15 protein-coding genes are annotated in these 17,419 nt (G+C 66.6%); all 15 read left to right on the forward strand.

Annotation, left to right across the window (positions count from 1 at the left end; translation table 11 throughout):
• A partial coding sequence (locus tag C7438_RS00005; RefSeq protein WP_147401931.1) for an RNA-guided endonuclease TnpB family protein occupies window positions 1–475 on the forward strand: 475 nt, incomplete at its 5' end.
• 214 nt (window positions 476–689) lie between these two features.
• A complete protein-coding gene (locus C7438_RS00010; protein WP_121443325.1) occupies window positions 690–986 on the forward strand; it encodes a hypothetical protein in 297 nt (98 codons plus the stop codon).
• Window positions 987–1,126: 140 nt separating this feature from the next.
• Window positions 1,127–3,811 carry a DNA translocase FtsK gene (locus tag C7438_RS09520; RefSeq protein WP_289626223.1) on the forward strand — a complete coding sequence of 895 codons (2,685 nt, stop codon included), beginning with the start codon at window positions 1,127–1,129 and terminating at the stop codon, window positions 3,809–3,811.
• A gap of 256 nt (window positions 3,812–4,067) precedes the next feature.
• The gene (locus C7438_RS00020; RefSeq protein WP_121443993.1) at window positions 4,068–5,120 is read left to right on the forward strand and encodes a BMP family lipoprotein; all 1,053 of its coding nucleotides are present in this window, start codon (window positions 4,068–4,070) and stop codon (window positions 5,118–5,120) included.
• A 166-nt stretch (window positions 5,121–5,286) separates the two neighbouring features.
• Window positions 5,287–6,933, forward strand: a complete 1,647-nt coding sequence (locus C7438_RS00025; RefSeq protein ID WP_121443326.1) for an ABC transporter ATP-binding protein — start codon at window positions 5,287–5,289, stop codon at window positions 6,931–6,933.
• Window positions 6,926–7,960, forward strand: a complete 1,035-nt coding sequence (locus C7438_RS00030; RefSeq protein ID WP_211321982.1) for an ABC transporter permease — start codon at window positions 6,926–6,928, stop codon at window positions 7,958–7,960. The genes C7438_RS00025 and C7438_RS00030 overlap by 8 nt, the downstream gene beginning before the upstream one ends.
• A 28-nt stretch (window positions 7,961–7,988) precedes the next feature.
• Window positions 7,989–8,954: an ABC transporter permease gene (locus tag C7438_RS00035; protein ID WP_121443327.1), complete on the forward strand. Its 966-nt coding sequence runs from the start codon at window positions 7,989–7,991 to the stop codon at window positions 8,952–8,954.
• A gap of 1 nt (window position 8,955) precedes the next feature.
• Window positions 8,956–9,684 carry an elongation factor P 5-aminopentanone reductase gene (ymfI, locus tag C7438_RS00040; RefSeq protein ID WP_170143426.1) on the forward strand — a complete coding sequence of 243 codons (729 nt, stop codon included), beginning with the start codon at window positions 8,956–8,958 and terminating at the stop codon, window positions 9,682–9,684.
• 245 nt (window positions 9,685–9,929) lie between these two features.
• Window positions 9,930–10,178, forward strand: a complete 249-nt coding sequence (locus C7438_RS00045; RefSeq protein WP_121443329.1) for a DUF3243 domain-containing protein — start codon at window positions 9,930–9,932, stop codon at window positions 10,176–10,178.
• A gap of 290 nt (window positions 10,179–10,468) precedes the next feature.
• Window positions 10,469–11,248, forward strand: coding sequence for a DUF3388 domain-containing protein (locus C7438_RS00050; RefSeq protein WP_121443330.1), 780 nt, complete (start codon window positions 10,469–10,471; stop codon window positions 11,246–11,248).
• Window positions 11,249–11,421: 173 nt separating this feature from the next.
• A complete protein-coding gene (locus C7438_RS00055) occupies window positions 11,422–12,315 on the forward strand; it encodes a helix-turn-helix domain-containing protein (RefSeq protein ID WP_121443331.1) in 894 nt (297 codons plus the stop codon).
• Between the two features lie 150 nt (window positions 12,316–12,465).
• Window positions 12,466–13,896: a 30S ribosomal protein S12 methylthiotransferase RimO gene (gene rimO / locus C7438_RS00060; protein ID WP_170143427.1), complete on the forward strand. Its 1,431-nt coding sequence runs from the start codon at window positions 12,466–12,468 to the stop codon at window positions 13,894–13,896.
• Window positions 13,893–14,465 carry a CDP-diacylglycerol--glycerol-3-phosphate 3-phosphatidyltransferase gene (gene pgsA, locus C7438_RS00065; RefSeq protein WP_170143428.1) on the forward strand — a complete coding sequence of 191 codons (573 nt, stop codon included), beginning with the start codon at window positions 13,893–13,895 and terminating at the stop codon, window positions 14,463–14,465. The genes rimO and pgsA overlap by 4 nt, the downstream gene beginning before the upstream one ends.
• On the forward strand, window positions 14,462–15,745 hold the full coding sequence (locus tag C7438_RS00070) for a competence/damage-inducible protein A (protein ID WP_170143429.1): 1,284 nt from the start codon (window positions 14,462–14,464) through the stop codon (window positions 15,743–15,745). The genes pgsA and C7438_RS00070 overlap by 4 nt, the downstream gene beginning before the upstream one ends.
• Before the next feature lie 5 nt (window positions 15,746–15,750).
• Window positions 15,751–17,337 carry a DEAD/DEAH box helicase gene (locus C7438_RS00075; protein WP_121443334.1) on the forward strand — a complete coding sequence of 529 codons (1,587 nt, stop codon included), beginning with the start codon at window positions 15,751–15,753 and terminating at the stop codon, window positions 17,335–17,337.
• Window positions 17,338–17,419: the final 82 nt, after the last annotated feature.

The raw sequence follows: 17,419 nt of genomic DNA on the forward strand, positions 1-17,419 counted from the left end.
TCTTTCCCGCCGGGGTGTGCGGGACAAAACCGGAAGACTCATCGAACGCACGAAGAACTACGAAAAGGCGCGCCTTGAACTTGCCAGACTCCACCGCCGGGTTCAAAACATCCGGCTGGACTTCCTCCACAAGCTCACGGCCGAACTCGTCCGGACGCATCCGGTGATCGCGATCGAAGATCTAAACGTCGCCGGCATGCTCAAAAACGACCGCCTTGCCCGCTACATCGCCGACGTCGGCTGGAGCACCTTCCGGGCGCTCCTCGAGGCGAAAGCCAAGCTTCGGGGAGTGCGGATGGTGAAGGTAAACCGCTTTGCACCGACGTCGAAGATGTGTTCTGTCTGCGGGTACGTACTTTCTGAGCTTCCGCTTTCTGTCCGAGCGTGGACGTGTCCGGTGTGCGGCACACGCCACGACCGAGACGAAAACGCGGCAAAGAACCTGCTCAAATTTGCCCTGGCAATCGGCTTATAGACTGCCCTACCGCGAGTTCCGCGGGAAGTGACGCCTGTGGAGAGGAGCTATGCGGCGGAACACGGTCAGCCGTGGTCTACGAGCACCTCCTCGCGGAAGCAGGAAGCAACCGGGACATTTGTCCACGTGTTGCGGAACGGTGGGCGAGGACGGACGGAACGCGTAGCGGGCGGCGCGACCGCCCGCAAAAGACGGCAGGAAAGGAGGGGGAGCCGTGTGGTGGGAGACGCTCCCCGGGAGCTTGCATTCTTCGCTCCTTCCGCCGGAAGTCGTGTGGGCGGGGTTTGCCGAAATGACGGCTTCGGAGGAGGTCGAACTTACAGATGGCGTGCGCTTCCTCCGGATTCGTCCGAAAGAGACGGGGAAGTGGGAGGTGGTTTCCCTCCGAAGTCCTTGGGCGGAGGACTACACGCATCCGGCGTTCTCTCCAGGGGCCGTGTGGGAGGACGTGCCGTATGTCCGAGGGAGTCGTCGGGGATCGTCCTCGACGGGGGGTGCTCCGATGGTATAATGTGGGGGACGGGCCGAACGAAGCGCGGCGGGAGGCGCTGCCCGCATGGCCGCCGAAGCGTCCGAAGGGCCTGCCGGGCGGTCGGTGGAGCGGCGCAAACGGTGGAGGTCGCGGGGTTTCCGGGAGGGGGAGTCGCGGGCATGGCGCGCAAGAAAGCTCGTCCGTCCTGGGTGCGTGAAGTGCGCCTGGACCTCTTGGCGCTCTTTACGATCGCCGTCGGCGTGGTCGCCCTGAGCGGGAGTTGGGGTGCCGTGGGGCGCGCGCTTCGCTTCGTCTTTCGGAGCCTGGCGGGCGCTTGGGGCTTTGTCCTGCCGCTCTTTTTGATCGGGACGGGCCTTTTCGTCCTCGTCTACCGGCGGCGTCCGCACCTCCTTCACCCCCGGTTCGTCGGCGGGCTTTTCCTCTTTCTCTCCCTCCTCCTCTTTTCCCACCTGGAGATCCTCCGCGACCTGCGCGAGGAAGGCGGCCTCAAGCTGGCCATCCTCACTACGACGTGGAAGCGCCTTCTTCTCGACGCCCAAGGGGTACCGGTGGCGATCGGCGGCGGCATGGTCGGCGCGGCGCTTGCCACTCTGTTCGTCTACCTCTTTGGCGGCGTGGGGGCCTACCTCATGGACGGCCTTCTCTTCCTTGCCGGACTCCTCCTTCTCTTGGGTACTTCCCTCCGCAAGGTCTGGAGCTCGCTGCGCGAAGGGGCGGTGCGGGTGGGCGCATTCCTTGCGCGCCTCACTCGGGGTCTGGCGCTCCGCCTTGGGGGAGCTGCACGACTGGTTCGCGCGGGGCTTCGGCGCGGAAGTTCTGCGGGTACGGGCGAGGAGTTGCCTCTCGCAGGAGATTCCGACTCTATGGAGCGGCGTTCGCTTCATGAAGACGTCCCTTCGACGGCCGAAGGCGTCTACTTCGGCCGTGCGGGAGACGAGCCCCTTGTACCGGACGCCCAAGGGGGAGCAGACGGAGCCTCGCACCCCGTAGCCTCTTCGGCGTCCTTCGGCGGCGAAGCTGCTCCTTCGCGGAGGTCTCGGGAAGAGAAACGCCCGAAGGGGAAGTCCGGTTCCGGCGGTGAGGAGGCGGCGCCGGGGATCTTGCGGCGGATTCGGGAAGGGTTTTCTTGGTCGCCGCGGTCGACTGAGGCACCTCTTTCGGCCGAGGCAAAGGACCTTCCGGAGCCCTCCGCGGAAGAAGGGGACGGCCCCCGGACTTCGAAGCCCCTCCCGGGAAGCGGTGCAGGCGGAGGCACGGCCGTAGCCGGCGGAGCGGAATTCGCCGTCCGCGGCGGAGGGCGCGCCGCTTCCTTTTCCGACGTTCCCTCTGCCGAAGGCGAAGAGCTCGAACTCCCCCTCGTGTTTCCCGAAGGTCCCGTACCTCTTCGCTACCGCCTCCCGCCCCTTTCCCTCCTTGAACGCCCCGCCCCCCGCACTTCGCGGCGGAAGGAGCGGCCCGAGGCAAAGGCGGAGAAGCTCCTCCGTACGCTCGAAAGCTTCGGCGTCCAGGTGCGACTCGTGGGGATCCTCGAAGGTCCCACGGTCACGCGTTTTGAGCTTCAACCGGAGGCGGGGGTAAAGGTAAGCCGCGTCTTGAGCCTCACCGACGACATCGCCCTCGCCCTTGCCGCCCGCGACATTCGCACCGAAGCTCCGGTACCGGGGAAGTCCGTGATCGGCGTCGAGGTCCCCAACGACGAGGTGCAGGTCGTGAGCTTGCGGGAGGTCTTGGAAAGCCGTGTGTTCCAAGATTCTCCCTCCCTCCTCACCCTCGCCCTCGGAAAGAGCATCAGCGGCGAGGTCGTCGTGGCCGACCTGGCCGCCATGCCCCACCTCCTCATCGCCGGGGCGACGGGGAGTGGGAAGAGCGTGAGCCTCAACGCCATGATCCTCTCCATCCTCTACAAGGCGCGGCCGGACGAGGTGAAGTTCCTCCTCGTCGACCCCAAGATGGTCGAGCTTTCCGTGTACAACGGGATTCCGCACCTCCTCGCACCCGTGGTCACGGACGCGAAAAAAGCCTCTCTCCTCCTCCGGCGGGTCGTCGAGGAGATGGAACGCCGCTACGAGGCGTTTGCCGAGGTGGGCGCCCGCGACCTCGACCGCTACAACGCTCTCGTCATGCGCGGAGCGGTTCGGGGAGAACCTAAGCCCAAGGTGGTCGTCGTCATCGACGAGCTCGCGGATCTCATGATGGTCGCCCCCGCGGAAGTCGAAGCGTCGATCGCCCGTCTCGCCCAAAAGGCGCGCGCGGCGGGGATTCACCTCATCGTCGCCACCCAGAGGCCCTCGGTGGACGTGATCACCGGGCTCATCAAGGCGAACATCCCCTCGCGCATCGCCTTCGCCGTCTCTTCGCACGTGGATTCGCGGACGATCCTCGACATGGGCGGGGCAGAAAAGCTCGTCGGCCGCGGCGACATGCTCTTTTTGCCCGTCGGCGCCTCCAAGCCGCTCCGCCTTCAGGGGTGCTACGTCTCCGACCGCGAGGTAGAGGAGGTGGTCCGCTTCGTCCGCGCCCAGCTCACTCCCGTCTACGACGAATCCTTGCGTTCGGTCGAAGAGGACGCCGACGAGCCGGAAGTGGAGGACGAACTCTTCGAACCCGCCGTCCGCCTCGTCCTCGAGACAAAGCAAGCTTCCGTCTCGCTCCTTCAGCGGCGCTTCGCCATCGGCTACTCCCGTGCCGCACGCCTCATCGACATCATGGAGCGCAAGGGAATCGTGGGACCCTACGAAGGGAGCCGGCCGCGCAAAGTTCTCGTAGACGACTACGACTTCGGGCGTAAGAGCCCGCGGGGGAAGGCGCCTGCGGAAGGGGACGAAATTTCGTTCGGGCCTTGAGCTGCTTCGCCCTCGCGTTTGGCGCCCGGGAGCTGAGAAGGGGGTGGGCGCTTCGGGACGTCCGGAGGGAAACCGGTTACGCGAACCCCGAAGGTCGATTTTGCTGCAATCGTGTCAGAGGACCGAGATTCGGCGTGGCGCCTCCCAACGCGCAAGAGCCGTGGACACACACGCACAAGGGGGTCACAGCATGATCGGGGTGCACCGAACGGGGGATGGAAACGGTCGCGTCGAAAATCCAAACGGGGGTGGCGACATGAAGGGGCATCCGAAGTTCCGCCGTGTGCCGACGTTTCGCCGCGTGGGGGCAATTGCGTTGGCCTTCGTTTTGGCCTTGGGCCTACTGGCCGGGTGTGCCAAGGGTTCGGCGCCGGCGCCGGGAGCGGGGGAGCACAAGGACTTCCGCGTAGGCATGGTTACGGACATCGGCGGCGTGAACGACAACTCCTTCAACCAGGGGGCGTGGGAAGGGCTCCAGCGCTTCGGGAAGGAAACCGGTGCTACGGTGAAGTACGTGGAGTCTAAGAGCGACGCCGACTACGTCCCCAACCTGCAGCAGTTCGCTCAAGGTGGGTATTCGCTCATTTGGGGCATCGGCTACATGATGGCGGATGCCGTGCGCGACGTAGCCTCCAAGAACCCAGCGATTAAGTTTGGGATCATCGACGGCGAGGTAAAGGGTCTCGACAACGTGACCTCCGTGACGTTTGCCGAGCAGGAGGGTGCCTTTCTCGTCGGCGTCGTCGCCGGGCTCATGACCAAGACGGGCAAGGTGGGCTTCGTTGGAGGGATGGACATTCCCGTGATCAAGCGCTTCGAGGCCGGGTTCAAGGCTGGCGTGCGGGCGGCCAACCCCAACGCCCAGGTGCTCGTGGCGTACACGGGGAACTTCAACCGCCCCGACGACGGAAAGAGCGCGGCGGCTTCCCTGTACGACAAAGGCGCGGACATCGTCTTTCACGCCGCAGGGCAGACGGGCGACGGCGTCTTCAGCGAGGCGAAGGACCGGCGCAAGGCGGGGCAGGAAGTTTGGGTGATCGGGGTGGACCGCGACCAGCGCGACCTCGGCCCCGAGGTTACGCTCACCTCCATGCTCAAGCGGGTAGACGTGGCCATCTACGACGTCTCCAAGTCCGTGATGGAGGGGAAGTTCACCCCCGGGATCGTCACCTTGGGGCTCAAGGAAGACGCCGTTGGTCTTCCCAAGGACAACCCGCACGTGCCTCAGGATGTCATGCAAAAGGTGCAGGAGTTCAAGGAAAAGATCGTCAAGGGCGAGATCGTCGTCCCGACGACGCCGGAATACTGAGCGCGGAAGGCGGGTGGGGTGTCTCCGCCCCGCCCGCCTTTTCCGGCTTTCGTGAGCGGATCCTCGTGTCTCCGGGAGCCGACCTACGTTCGCACGCGGTCGTTCTTAGCGTCGCCTGCGGATCCGTGCGGGTCGTGGGGCGACCCGCGTCGGGGAGGAGGATGTCGTGGAGAATCGCGAAACCGCGGGAGAGCCTCTCGTGGAGCTTCGGGGGATTACGAAACGCTTTGGCAACCTCGTGGCAAACGACGCCGTGGATCTGTCTCTCTACCCCGGGGAGATCCTCGCCCTCTTGGGGGAAAACGGCGCCGGCAAGACGACGCTCATGAACGTCCTCTATGGCCTCTATCGTCCCGACGCCGGGGAGATCCGCGTGCGCGGGCGGGTCGTCCGTCTGGACGGACCGGATGTCGCGATTCGCCTGGGCATCGGCATGGTACACCAGCACTTTCAGCTCGTGGACGCTTTCACCGTGTTAGAAAACGTCGTGCTCGGCTCACGGCCGAGCACGCGCGGGTGGTTCGACCGGCGCAGGGCCGAAACGGAGCTCAAAGACCTCATGGAGCGCTACGGCCTCTCCGTCGACCTCCACGCCCGCGCCGCCGATCTGCCCGTAGGGCTCCTCCAGCGCGTGGAGATCCTCAAGGTTCTCTACCGCGGGGCGGAGGTGCTCATCTTCGACGAGCCGACGGCGGTGCTCACGCCCCAGGAGGCGGACGCGCTTCTCGACATCTTTGCCCGCCTCGTACGGGAGGGAAAGGGGATCGTCTTCATCACGCATAAGCTGCGGGAGGTGCTTGCGGCGGCCGACCGCATCGTCGTCCTCCGCCGGGGGCGCGTGGTCGGCCGGTACCGCCGGGGCGAGGTCACGGAGCGGGAACTCGCGCGCGCCATGGTAGGGGAAAAGGCGGAGGCGGAATTCGTCCTGCGGGCGGAAGCCGCGGTCGAGCCGTCTTCGGAGGTACGGGTCACTGGGGAAGCGCCGGAGAGGGCCGCTCGCGGGCAGGCGGAAGTAACGGCGGAAGAGGGTGAACAGACGCCCGAGCTCGAGGTGGCGGACGTGCGGGACGTACGCCGGGGGAAGTCGGCCCTCGCCGGTGTGAGTTTTGCCGTGCGTCCCGGGGAAATTTACGGAATTGCCGGGGTGGCGGGAAACGGACAGGAAGCCCTCGTAGAGGCACTCCTCGGCCTACGGCGGGTGGCGGGGGCGATTCGCCTCGCGGGCGAGGACGTTACCTCCCTTCCGCCGCGGGCGCGCCTCGACCGTGGGCTCGGCGTTGTCCCCGAAGATCGCCACCGGCACGGGCTCGTCCTCGACTTCACCCTCTGGGAAAATCTCATCTTGAACCGCTTTCACGAAGAGCAGTTTCAGCGTGCCGGGTTTCTCCGCGTGGGGGAGGCCGTGCGCTACGCCCGTGACGCGCTCGCCAAGAACGAGGTGGTTCCCGAAAATCCGTTCGCCCGGGCGCGCAGCCTTTCGGGAGGGAACCAGCAAAAGCTCATCCTCGCCCGAGAATTCGGCCGTCGTCTTCGGGTGCTCGTCGCGGCGCAGCCGACGCGCGGTTTGGACGTAGGGGCGATCGCCTACGTGCACCGACGCCTGCGCGAACTCGCCGCCCAAGGCGTCGCCGTGCTCCTCATTTCCTACGAGCTCGACGAGATCCTCGCCCTCGCCCACCGCTTCGGCGTGCTCTACGAAGGACGCATCGTGGGGGAGTTCACGCCCGCGACGGCGGACCGGGAGGTCGTCGGTCTGCTCATGGCCGGCCGGCGAAAAGCCGCGACGTCCGAGGGGGTGGCGGGTGGTGCGTGAGTTCTTCGTCTCCCTTATCGCCTTGTTCTTGGGGCTTCTCGTCGGCGCGGCGGTCATGCTCTTTGGGGGATACAACCCGCTCGAAGCCTACCGGGCGCTTTTTTGGTCGGTACTCACGAGCCCGTACCAGCTCGGAGAGATGCTCCGGGAATCCACTCCCCTTCTCCTTACGGGGATTTCCGTCGCCCTCGCGTACCGCGCGGGTCTCTTCAACATCGGAGCCGCGGGGCAGATGTACCTCGGGGGAGTGGCCGCCGCCTGGGTCGGGATTGCCTGGGAGCTTCCGCCCGTGCTCCACGCCGGCCTCGCCGTCACGGCGGCCGCCCTCGCCGGCGCGCTCTGGGGCGCGCTTGCCGGGTACCTCAAGGCGTGGCGCGGTGTGCACGAGGTGATCTCCACGATCATGCTCAACTGGACGGCCCTCTACCTGGGGAACGGCCTCATCCGCGCGTACCTCCTCGACCCTAACCAGAGGCAGAGAAGCCGCTTCGTCGCCGCCTCGGCGACACTCGACTCTCCAACGCTCGCCTCCCTCTTCGGCCAGGCGCGCCTCGGGTACGGCTTCGTCCTCGCCCTGCTCGCCCTCGTCGTCTACGCCGTCCTTCTCGAGCGGCACACGCTTGGTTTTGCCCTACGCGCCTCGGGTTTGAGCCCCGGAGCCGCCCGCTACGCGGGGATCCCGCCCGGGCGGAGCATCGTCCTCGCTATGGGCCTGGCCGGCGCCTTTGCGGGTGTGGCGGGAGCGACAGAGGTGCTCGGGGTATTCCACTACATGGGCATCGCCGCGGCCCTCCCCAACGCCGGGTTTGACGGGATCGCCGTGGCGCTCCTCGGCGGCAACACCGCGCCAGGGATCCTCCTCGCCGGGCTTTTCTTCGGTCTTTTGAACTACGGCGCGGGGAGCATGCAGTTCGTGGCCGGAGTTCCCCTCGAGGCCGTGCGCATCGTCGTCGCCGCAGTCCTCCTCTTCGTCGCCGTGCGCTACGTCTTCGAGCGTTGGGTGGGCGTGCGGCGGTCGGCCGAGTGAGCCGCGTTGCGGGTTCGGGAAAGGAAGGATGCGGATGTTTGAAGCTCTCGGGCAGTTTCTCGCGATTACCACGGTGTACGCCACGCCGCTCATCTGGGCGAGCCTTGGCGGCGTGTTTTCCGAGCGCTCGGGCGTCATCGGGCTCGCCCTTGAAGGGTACATGATCTTTGGCGCCTTTGCCGCCGCGAGTTCCGCCGTCGTGCTGGAAGCCTCGGGGTGGGGGGCGTGGGGCGCGTGGCCCGCGTTTTTCCTCGGGGGCCTCGCCGGGATGCTCCTCTCTCTGCTCCACGCCTACGCCTCCGTATCCCTCCGCGCCGACCAAGTCGTAAGCGGGTTCGTCGTGAACTTTTTGGCTTTCGGCCTCTCCGTGTACCTGGTAAAGGTGTTCTTCCACGGGGCGGGTCAGACGGATACGCTGCGCCAGGCGGTCTTCGGCCGCTGGGGGATCCCCCTCCTCGAGCGCATTCCCGTCCTCGGGCCCTCCGTATTTGCCACGTATCCGTCTACGTACCTCGCGTTTCTCGCCGTCCTCGGCGCCTACCTCCTCCTGTGGCACACGCCTTTTGGGCTACACCTCAGGGCGGCGGGAGAAAGCGCGGGCGCGGCGGCGACCGCCGGCCTTCCGGTGCGGCGCATCCGTTACATAGGCGTGCTCGTAAGCGGTTTTCTCGCGGGCCTCGGAGGGGCTACGGTGGTGCTCACGACGACGGGGAACTTTTCCCACGCGACGATTTCCGGCCAGGGGTTCATCGCCCTCGCGGCGATGATCTTCGGAAAGTGGCATCCCGTCGGCGCCTTCCTCGCGAGCCTCTTCTTCGGCATCGGTACTGGGCTCAAGAACCTCATCCAGCTCACGCCTTGGGCGCGGGACATTCCCTTGGACGCCATCCTCCTCTTCCCTTACGTCCTCACCCTCCTCGTCCTCGCGGGGTTCGTCGGACGTGCGGAGGCCCCGCGCTCCCTCGGGCAGGCGTACGACCCGGAGGTGCGCTAAAGTGTCGGAGCGGCCGCTCCTCCTCCTCACCGGAGCGTCGGGGGCGATCGGGTCGGCGATCGCCCGTCGTCTGGCGGACGGGTGGGATTTCCTCCTCCACGGCCGCGACGCAAGCCGTCTCGCCGCACTCGCCGAGGAGCTCGAGGCGCGAGGGGCGCGGTCGATCCTCTGGGTCCGCGATCTGTCCCGAACCGAAGGGCTCGCAGCGGAGCTCTCTGCGCGTCCGGAGTTTTCCTGGGTGCGGGCGTACGTACACGCCGCGGGACAGCCCCTCTACCGCCTGCTTGCGGACACCACGGAAGAGGAATGGGACGCGCTTTTCCACGTACACGTTCGGAGCATCTTCCTCATCGCCCGTCGCCTCATCCCCTCCATGGTGCGGCGGCGCGAAGGTCGGATGGTCTTTTTGTCCTCCGTGTGGGGGGAAAGCGGTGCCGCGGGAGAGGCCGCCTACGCGGCGGCCAAGGGCGCCGTGCACGCCCTCGTTCGCTCCCTCGCCCGAGAACTCGCCCCATCGGGTATCGCGGTGAACGGCGTCGCGCCGGGCGTCGTCCACACCCCCATGCTCGCCCCCCTCGGAGAAGAGGGGATCCGGCAGACGCTGGCGGAAATCCCCCTCGGACGAGCGGCCGAACCCGATGAGGTCGCCGCCGCAGTCGCCTTCCTCCTCGCCCCCGAAAGCCGCCACATCACGGGACACATCCTCACGGTCCACGGCGGATGGAGGTAGGCGCGGCACCCGGTTCCGTCCGCGCGGCGGCCTCCCTTACCCGCTTTTCCCGGGGATGTAGGTCGAAAAACCGCACAGCCTAACGTGCAGGTGGGGCCGAAGGCGCTCCACCGCCGTCGGCGGGTCGGGATGTGTCCTGGCATTCGGCCGATGGCGTTTTGCCACCGTCGCGGAGCCGCGGGTTTCCGGGGCCTCGCAGGGCGTGCGGACGTTCGGGCAAACGACCGCGTAAGGGGGCCGAGAAGATGGGCATCTTGAACAACTTCGGCGACTGGATGGGCTTCCTCAAGGACCGCGTCGCGCAGGCGCAGGGCGCGGGCCTCGATCAGCAGACGATCCAGGCGGTCGCCCACCAAATCGGCGACTACCTCGCCGCCGAAGTGGAGCCGCGGACGCCGGAGCAAAAGCTCCTCAAGGAAATGTGGCAGGTAGCCAACGAGCAGGAGCAGCAGGCCATCGCGAACGTGGTCGTCAAGCTCGTCCAGAAACGCTAACGGAGGCGCCCCCGATCCTCTCCTTCGGGAGACGGGTTCGGCGGCGGTCTAGCGGTACGGGTTTTGGATACGGCGCCGCACCGCGTTTCCCCCGGGTGGGACTTTGGCCGCCCGGGGGAATTTTTGTCGCAACCGGCTGCAAGTTTGCCCACACGGTTTCGTACAGGAACACACCTTACGATTTTGTTGCTCCGTGTCAGAGGCGGGGTTTTTCTTTTGCTCTCGGGAAATCGTTCGGGGTACAATAAAGGTACGCACGAGGTGAGTTCGAGGTTTCGGAGCGTGGGGGCATGCCGGGGGACAACCGTTGGTACTTGGAGTACCACATCGCCGTAGACCGTCCCGGTCTCCTCGGGGACATTGCCTCCCTCGTGGGGGCTCTGGGGCTCAACATCCTCACGATCAGCGGGGTGGACACGCGCCGGCGCGGCCTCGTCCTCGAAGGCGGAGACGAGGCGCGCGTTGAACTCCTCGCCCACGTCTTGGACCGTATGCCCACGATCCGGGTCACGGCCCTGCGCCGTCCGACGCTGATCGACATCTTGGCGATCCGCCACGGACGCTACATCGAGCAGGACGCCGTCGACCGCCGGGTGTTTCGCTTTACGCGGGAAGAGCTCGGAATCCTCGTCAACTTTCTCGGAGAGCTCATGAAGGGCGAGGGGCGGCGTCTCATTGGCCTCAGGGGGGTGCCGCGGACGGGCAAGACGGAGGCAGCCGTCGCTGCGGCGGTGTACGCGGGGAAGCGCTGGGTCCTCCTTTCGGCCTCTCTCTTCGGTGATGTCCTTCGGACGGAGCTCGACGCGGCGGAACGCGCTCCGGACGTCGTGTACCTCGTAGACGCGATCCTCACCGTCTTTCGCGGCTCGTCGGCGCACCGGGAGCTCGTGCGCGAGGTGCTCCAAGGTTCCCACACCGTAGTCGTCGAACATCCCGACGTGCTCGTCGAGGAACGTTTTGCGGCGTGGGAGGACTTCCAGCTCATCCTCGAACTTAGGAACGCGCCGCACGAAGAGATCCGTTACGACGTCGCTGCCCTTGAAGAACGCTATGCCGGAGAGGGCGACTAGGGGCGACGGGGCGGAGATCTCGCCCCGGTTCGCTTTGCCCCGAAAGGCGGGGAAGTGCGGGCGAGCCTCCCGAGACAGACGTCCGACGCTCCTTAGCACACGCGGTACGGGGGCGGACCGCACGCGTGGGGGTTGTGCGCGGAGAAGAACGGGGAGGAAGAAGGTGCGCGTCGATGCCGGAACTCGGGGAGGTTATTCGTCGGGCGCGCGAAGAAAAAGGGCTCAGTCTCGACGAGCTTGCGGCGATCACCAAGATCCAGCGGCGGTACCTGGAAGCCCTCGAGGACGGCCAGTACACCCGACTGCCGGGTCCGTTTTACGCGCGGGCGTTCGTGCGTTCTGTGGCGGAGGTCCTCGGCCTCGACGCCGACGAACTTTTGGCGCGCTACGAATCGGAACTGCCGAAGCATCCCTACGCTGAGGAGGCCTACGTCCTCAAGCTGGAGAAGGCACAGCCTCGGCGGAAGTCGCGGGACGTCTTCGGTCCGTGGTTGGCGAGGGGGGTGCTCCTCCTCTTTCTCGCTCTCCTCGGGTACATCTTTTACCACTTCGTGCTGGAAAGCGGTTCGTGGTGGCCTCATTCCGCAACTTCTTCGACTTGGCCGAGCGCCCCTAAGGTGCGCGACAACCTCCCGCCGGGCCCCATCACCGAGCCCGCTCCGGATTCCGGAAATGCGGCTCCGGCGCCGGCCCCTGGAAAGGAAGAGCCGCCACCGGGTCCGGAAAAGGCGGAACTCTTGTTTGTGCGCGAAGAGGGCAAGACGTCCCTCTACGAAGTCCGGGGTACCGACGCCCTCACGTTGAGCCTCTCGGCGCCCGGAGGCGACGTTTGGGTGCGCGTGCAGAAGGACGGCGAAGGGGGCGAGGTCCTCTTCGAACGCACCCTGCGCAAGGGCGAGCAGGTAGAGGTGGACACCAAGGGGGCCAAGAGCTTGTGGATCCGCCTCGGCGCCACGGCGAACGCCCGCATCGAGGTGAGCGGTGCGGAGCTCGTCCTCAAAGACAAGCCCAACGTGTACAACGTGTGGCTCCAGCTCGGAAGTTCGGGTTCGAAGGCCTCTTCGTAGGGTTTTGACAGTTGGGTGCCCCCGTGGTACACTCCTCTTCAAGCCTGGAGGTCGGTGCTTTACCGCGTTGGCGTGGCAAAGGCTCTCGACGCGGGTCGGCCAGCGGGGGTACCGGGGACGAACTTCGCGCGGAATCGAGGGCGAGGGTGCGTGTCGATCAAGGTTTCCCTACTCACGCTCGGGTGCGACAAAAACGCCGTGGATACGGAAATCCTCGCGTACGTCTTGCAGGAGGCGGGCTACACCGTCGTCCCTCCCGAGGAAGAGGCGGACGTTCGCGTTGTAAATACGTGCGCCTTCATCCGTGAGGCCAAGGAGACGTCCCTCGCGGCGCTCTTTCGGGCGGCGCGAGAAAAGGAGCGCGGGCGCCTGCGGGCGGTGATCGCCGCGGGGTGCCTCGTGCAGAGGTACGGAGAAGTCCTACGGGAGGAACTCCCGGAGGTGGACGGATTCCTCGGGACGGGGGACTTAGCGCACATTTCTGAAGCGGTGCGGCGGGCGCTCGCAGGGGAGCGCCCATTCTTTGTAAGCGCTCCCGAAAATGCGTCGTACGAACACCTCCGCCGCCTTCGCTTGCCCGGTCCTGTAGCCTATGTCAAGGTGGCGGAAGGGTGCCACCGGCGCTGCAGCTTTTGTGCGATCCCCCTCGTCCGCGGCGGCCTGCGCTCGCGCTCGCTTCGCTCCGTGGTGGCGGAGGTGGAGACCCTCCTCGAGGAAGGGGTGCGCGAGGTCGTCCTCATCGCCCAGGATCTCAGCGCCTACGGGCTCGACCTCGCCGGCCGTTCCCTCTTGCCCGACCTCATTCGGGCGCTGGGCCCCCTCTTCCGGGGACGCTGGCTTCGGCTTCTCTACCTCTACCCATCGGGGATCACCACGGAACTCCTCGAGGCGATGGCCCAATCCTCCGGTGTCGTCCCCTACTTCGACATTTCCCTGCAGCACGTCGTCCCCGAGCTCTTGCGGCGGATGGGGCGCGATCCCCGGGCGTGGGACGCCGAAGGAATCGTTCGGCGCATCCGGGAATTCTTCCCCGACGCCGCCCTACGGTCGTCCTTTATCGTCGGCTTTCCCGGGGAGACGGAGGAGGACTTCGCCGCCCTCCTCGACTTCGTGCAACGGACGGAGATCGAGCACGTCGGGGCGTTTCCGTACTCGCCCGAGGAAGGGACGCGTGCCTTCGCCTTGCGCGAAGGGCGGGTGCCGCTCAGGGAGCGGCGGCGGCGGGCGGAACTCCTCATGGAAGTCGGGCGGAAGGTCGCCGAGCGCCGGAACGGACGGCGGCTCGGTCGGGTGGTTCCCGTACTCATCGAGCGCATCCTCCCGAACGGCGAAGCCGTAGGGCGAACGCCCTACGACGCTCCGGAGATCGACGGACACACGGTCGTGCGCGGGTACGGTGGTCCGGCGGGGGAATTCGCCCTCGTCCGCCTCGAACACGCGTGGGAGACGGAAACTTTCGGGACCTTTGTTTCCGAGGAAGTCGCGGACGAAACGCCGCACGGACGGGCGGAAACTCGGGAGCTTTCGGCCGATGTCGGATCCGCGGCGGGCGGCGAAAGAAGGAGGGGGAGTCGCCGGTGAACCTCGCGTGGCCGAACCGCCTCACCCTCCTCCGCCTCGGCCTCATCCCGCTGTTGTGGTGGGCCCTCGTCACTCCGGGACCGACCGCGCGCTGGAGCTCGCTTCTCCTCTTTTCCCTCGCAGCGGCTACGGACGTGTTGGACGGCTACATCGCCCGCCGCTACGGTCCGATTACGACCTTCGGGAAGATCTTCGACCCGCTCGCGGATAAGGTGCTCGTCTCCGCGGTCTTCCTCGCCTACATCGCCCAGCAGGCCTTGCCCGCGTGGTGGTTTCTCGCCGTCCTCTTCCGCGAGTTCGCCGTGTCGGGGCTCCGCATCGTCGCCGCGGCCAACTCAGTCGTCCTCGCCGCAGACGTAGGGGGGAAGCTCAAGACGCTCCTCCAGCTCGTCGGGCTCTTCGCCCTCCTTCTCGCCGACGTACCGGACGTGGGGGCGACGTTCCCTTGGCTCGGCGCGTTCGCGTGGTGGATGCTCTACGCTTCCGTGTGGGCGGCCCTCCTCTCGGGCGCAGGGTACTTTTGGCGCACGCGGGAACTCTGGTGGAGGGAAGGAGAGAAAGAGGCGTGAGGGCGGGAATCCTCACCGTCGGGACGGAGCTCCTCGTCGGCCATGTCGTAAACACGAACGCCACGTACCTCACGGCGGCGCTCAACGAACTCGGGTTTGACGTCTACTTCCACCTCGTCGTCGGGGACAACCGGATGCGGATCCGCGAGGCGCTCTCCTTCCTCGAGGAGAGGGCGGAGCTCATCGTCCTCACCGGCGGTCTGGGCCCTACGGACGACGACCTCACGCGCGACGCCGTTGCCGAGCACCTCGGCCTCGGCCTCAAGGAAGACGAGGTGTGGCTGGCCAAGATCGAAGCGCGAAAGGGATCCCGCGGTCAGACCCCCCTCCCGCGGGAAGGACGCCAGGCCCTCCTCCTAGAAGGGGCCACGCCCTTTCCCAACGAGGTGGGACTCGCCTTGGGGATGGCCGTGCGGGCGCGCGGGCGCACGTACGTCCTTTTGCCGGGACCGCCCGGGGAGCTCGTCCCGATGTTCGAACGCCACGTGGCCCCCTATCTGCGGGAGGCGTTTCCCGGCGGTCGCCCCCTCGTAAGCCGTTACCTCCGCTTTCTCGGCCTGGAAGAAGGGGCGCTCTTCGCCCGCATTGAGGACCTCGTCCGGAAACAGGGGGATCCTACGATCGCGCCGTACACGGAGGAAGGCGAGGTGATCCTCCGCCTCGCCACCCGCGCCGCGACGCCGGAAGAGGCGCAGGAAAAACTCGCCCCCCTCGAACGCGCCGTCCTCGAACGCCTCGGGCCGTACTACTACGGGGAAGGCAAGGAAACCACCGTCGCCCGGGTGCTTTTGGACGAGCTCGTGAGCCGTGGAGCGACGCTCGTCACCGCCGAGAGCTGTACGGGCGGCGAACTCGCCTCCCGTTTCGTCTCCGAGGCCGGGGCCTCCAAGGTGTACCTCGGCGGCTTCATCCCCTACGCCACCGACCGCAAGGCCGCGTGGCTTGGCCTCTCGCCGCGGAAGCTCGCCGAAGAGGGCGCGGTGAGCGCCTGGAGCGCCGTAGAACTCGCCCGCGCCGCGCGCCGCCTCGGCGGAAGCACCTACGGCCTCTCCACCACATGCGCCGCGGGTCCCGCCCCTGCCGATGGGAAGCCCGTAGGCACGGCCTACGTAGGCCTGAGCGCCCCCGAGGGGGATCGGGCGTACGCCCTCCGGCTCTGCGGCTCCCGGGGCCACATCCGCGTCCGGCTGGCGAAGCTCGCCCTCTTTTTCCTCCTCAAGGCGGTGCGGGGAGAAGACGGCGACCCAGAACTTCTTTCGAATTCGCTCAGGCAAGGGTGATGCGCATGTCGACGTTTCAGGACTTTGGCATTTCCGATGCGACGCTTCGGGCGCTCCAGGATATGGGATTTGAGGAACCTTCGCCGATCCAGCGCGAGGCGATCCCCGTAATCTTAGAAGGCAAGGACGTCATCGGCCAGGCGCAGACCGGCACGGGAAAGACGGCGGCCTTCGGCATTCCCATCGTGGAGACGGTAGATCCCCGCGTCCCCCACGTGCAGGCCCTCATCCTCGTCCCCACGCGCGAGCTCGCCGTTCAGGTTTCGGGGGAGATCCGGCGCATCGCGAAGTACAAGCCGCTCAAGGTTTTGCCCGTGTACGGCGGTCAGTCCATCGTGCACCAAGTCCGGGCGCTGCGCCAGGGCGTCCACGTGGTCATCGGCACTCCGGGCCGCCTTCTGGACCACCTCGAACGGGGGACGCTCGATTTGAGCCGCGTAAAGATCCTCGTGCTCGACGAGGCGGACGAGATGTTGGACATGGGCTTCATCGAAGACATCGAGCGGATCCTCGAGCGGCTCCCCCGCGAGCGCCAAAACCTCCTCTTTTCCGCGACGATGCCACCGCCGATCCTCGCCCTCACGCGACGCTACATGCGCGATCCCGTGACGATCCGCGTGACCCGCGACGACAAACTCACCGCCCCCTCGATCACGCAGGTGTACTACAAGGTCCTGGAGCGCAACAAGCTCGAGGCGCTCGCCCGCATTCTCGACGCGGAGGAGATCGAGCAGTCGATCATCTTTTGCCGGACGAAAAAGGGCGTAGACGAGCTCACGGAAGCCCTGCAGGCGCGCGGGTATTTGGCGGACGGGATCCACGGCGACCTCTCGCAGGCGCAGCGCGAACGCGTGATGCGCGACTTCCGCGCCGGCAGAATCGAGCACCTCATCGCTACCGACGTGGCCGCCCGCGGACTCGACATCCCCAACGTGAGCCACGTGATCAACTACGACATCCCTCAGGATCCCGAAAGCTACGTCCACCGCATCGGCCGCACCGGACGCGCGGGGCGAAGCGGCGTGGCGATCACCCTCGTCACCCCGCGGGAGATGAAGCAGCTTCGCATGATTCAGGAGGTCACCCGCGTCCACATCGAGCCGCGCGACCTCCCTTCTGCAGGGGAAATCAACCTGCGCCGTGCGGACGCATTCCTCGGCGAAGTCGAAGAGGCAATAGCGTCCGGCGAGTTTCATCCCGTAGCCCGCGACCTCGCCGCGCGCCTCCAGGAGCGCTTTTCCGCCGATGCCCTCGTGCCCGCCCTCGTGCACCTCGCCCTTCGCGAGAGCTTGGAAGAAGACGTCGCGCATGGGTACGACTTCGGCGAAACCGGTGCGCAGGAAGGCATGGTCCGATTCTTCCTCAACGTGGGCAAAAACGTCCAGCTCACGCCGAAGCGCCTCGCCGAAGAGCTGGCCAAACTCGTCGGGATTTCCGAATCGGAGATCGGACGCATCGACATCTTCGACCGCTTTTCCTTCGTCGAAGTCCCGGAAGCCGTGGCCCCGTTCGTTTACGAAGCCCTTCAGGGCGGCCGCCTCATGGGCCTGCGCATCAACGTCGAACCCGCACGCCCCCGCCAGCGCTCGTAAGGGCCGCCGCCGCAAGGTTCGGCAGACGGCCGCCGGCGGCGGCCGGGGGGTTTTGCCCAACGGCGTCCGAAGACCTCGCGCA

The sequence above is a fragment of the Brockia lithotrophica genome, assembly GCF_003633725.1.
GTDB classification, from domain to species: Bacteria; Bacillota; Bacilli; order Thermicanales; family DSM-22653; genus Brockia; species Brockia lithotrophica.

What these genes read in the sequence shown, in the direction of transcription:
- C7438_RS00055 (WP_121443331.1), top strand. Translation starts at nt 11,422, where the DNA reads ATGCCGGAACTCGGGGAGGTTATTCGTCGGGCGCGCGAAGAAAAAGGG.
- C7438_RS00045 (WP_121443329.1), top strand. Translation starts at nt 9,930, where the DNA reads ATGGGCATCTTGAACAACTTCGGCGACTGGATGGGCTTCCTCAAGGAC.
- C7438_RS00035 (WP_121443327.1), top strand. Translation starts at nt 7,989, where the DNA reads ATGCGGATGTTTGAAGCTCTCGGGCAGTTTCTCGCGATTACCACGGTG.
- C7438_RS09520 (WP_289626223.1), top strand. Translation starts at nt 1,127, where the DNA reads ATGGCGCGCAAGAAAGCTCGTCCGTCCTGGGTGCGTGAAGTGCGCCTG.
- C7438_RS00050 (WP_121443330.1), top strand. Translation starts at nt 10,469, where the DNA reads ATGCCGGGGGACAACCGTTGGTACTTGGAGTACCACATCGCCGTAGAC.
- C7438_RS00020 (WP_121443993.1), top strand. Translation starts at nt 4,068, where the DNA reads ATGAAGGGGCATCCGAAGTTCCGCCGTGTGCCGACGTTTCGCCGCGTG.
- C7438_RS00075 (WP_121443334.1), top strand. Translation starts at nt 15,751, where the DNA reads ATGTCGACGTTTCAGGACTTTGGCATTTCCGATGCGACGCTTCGGGCG.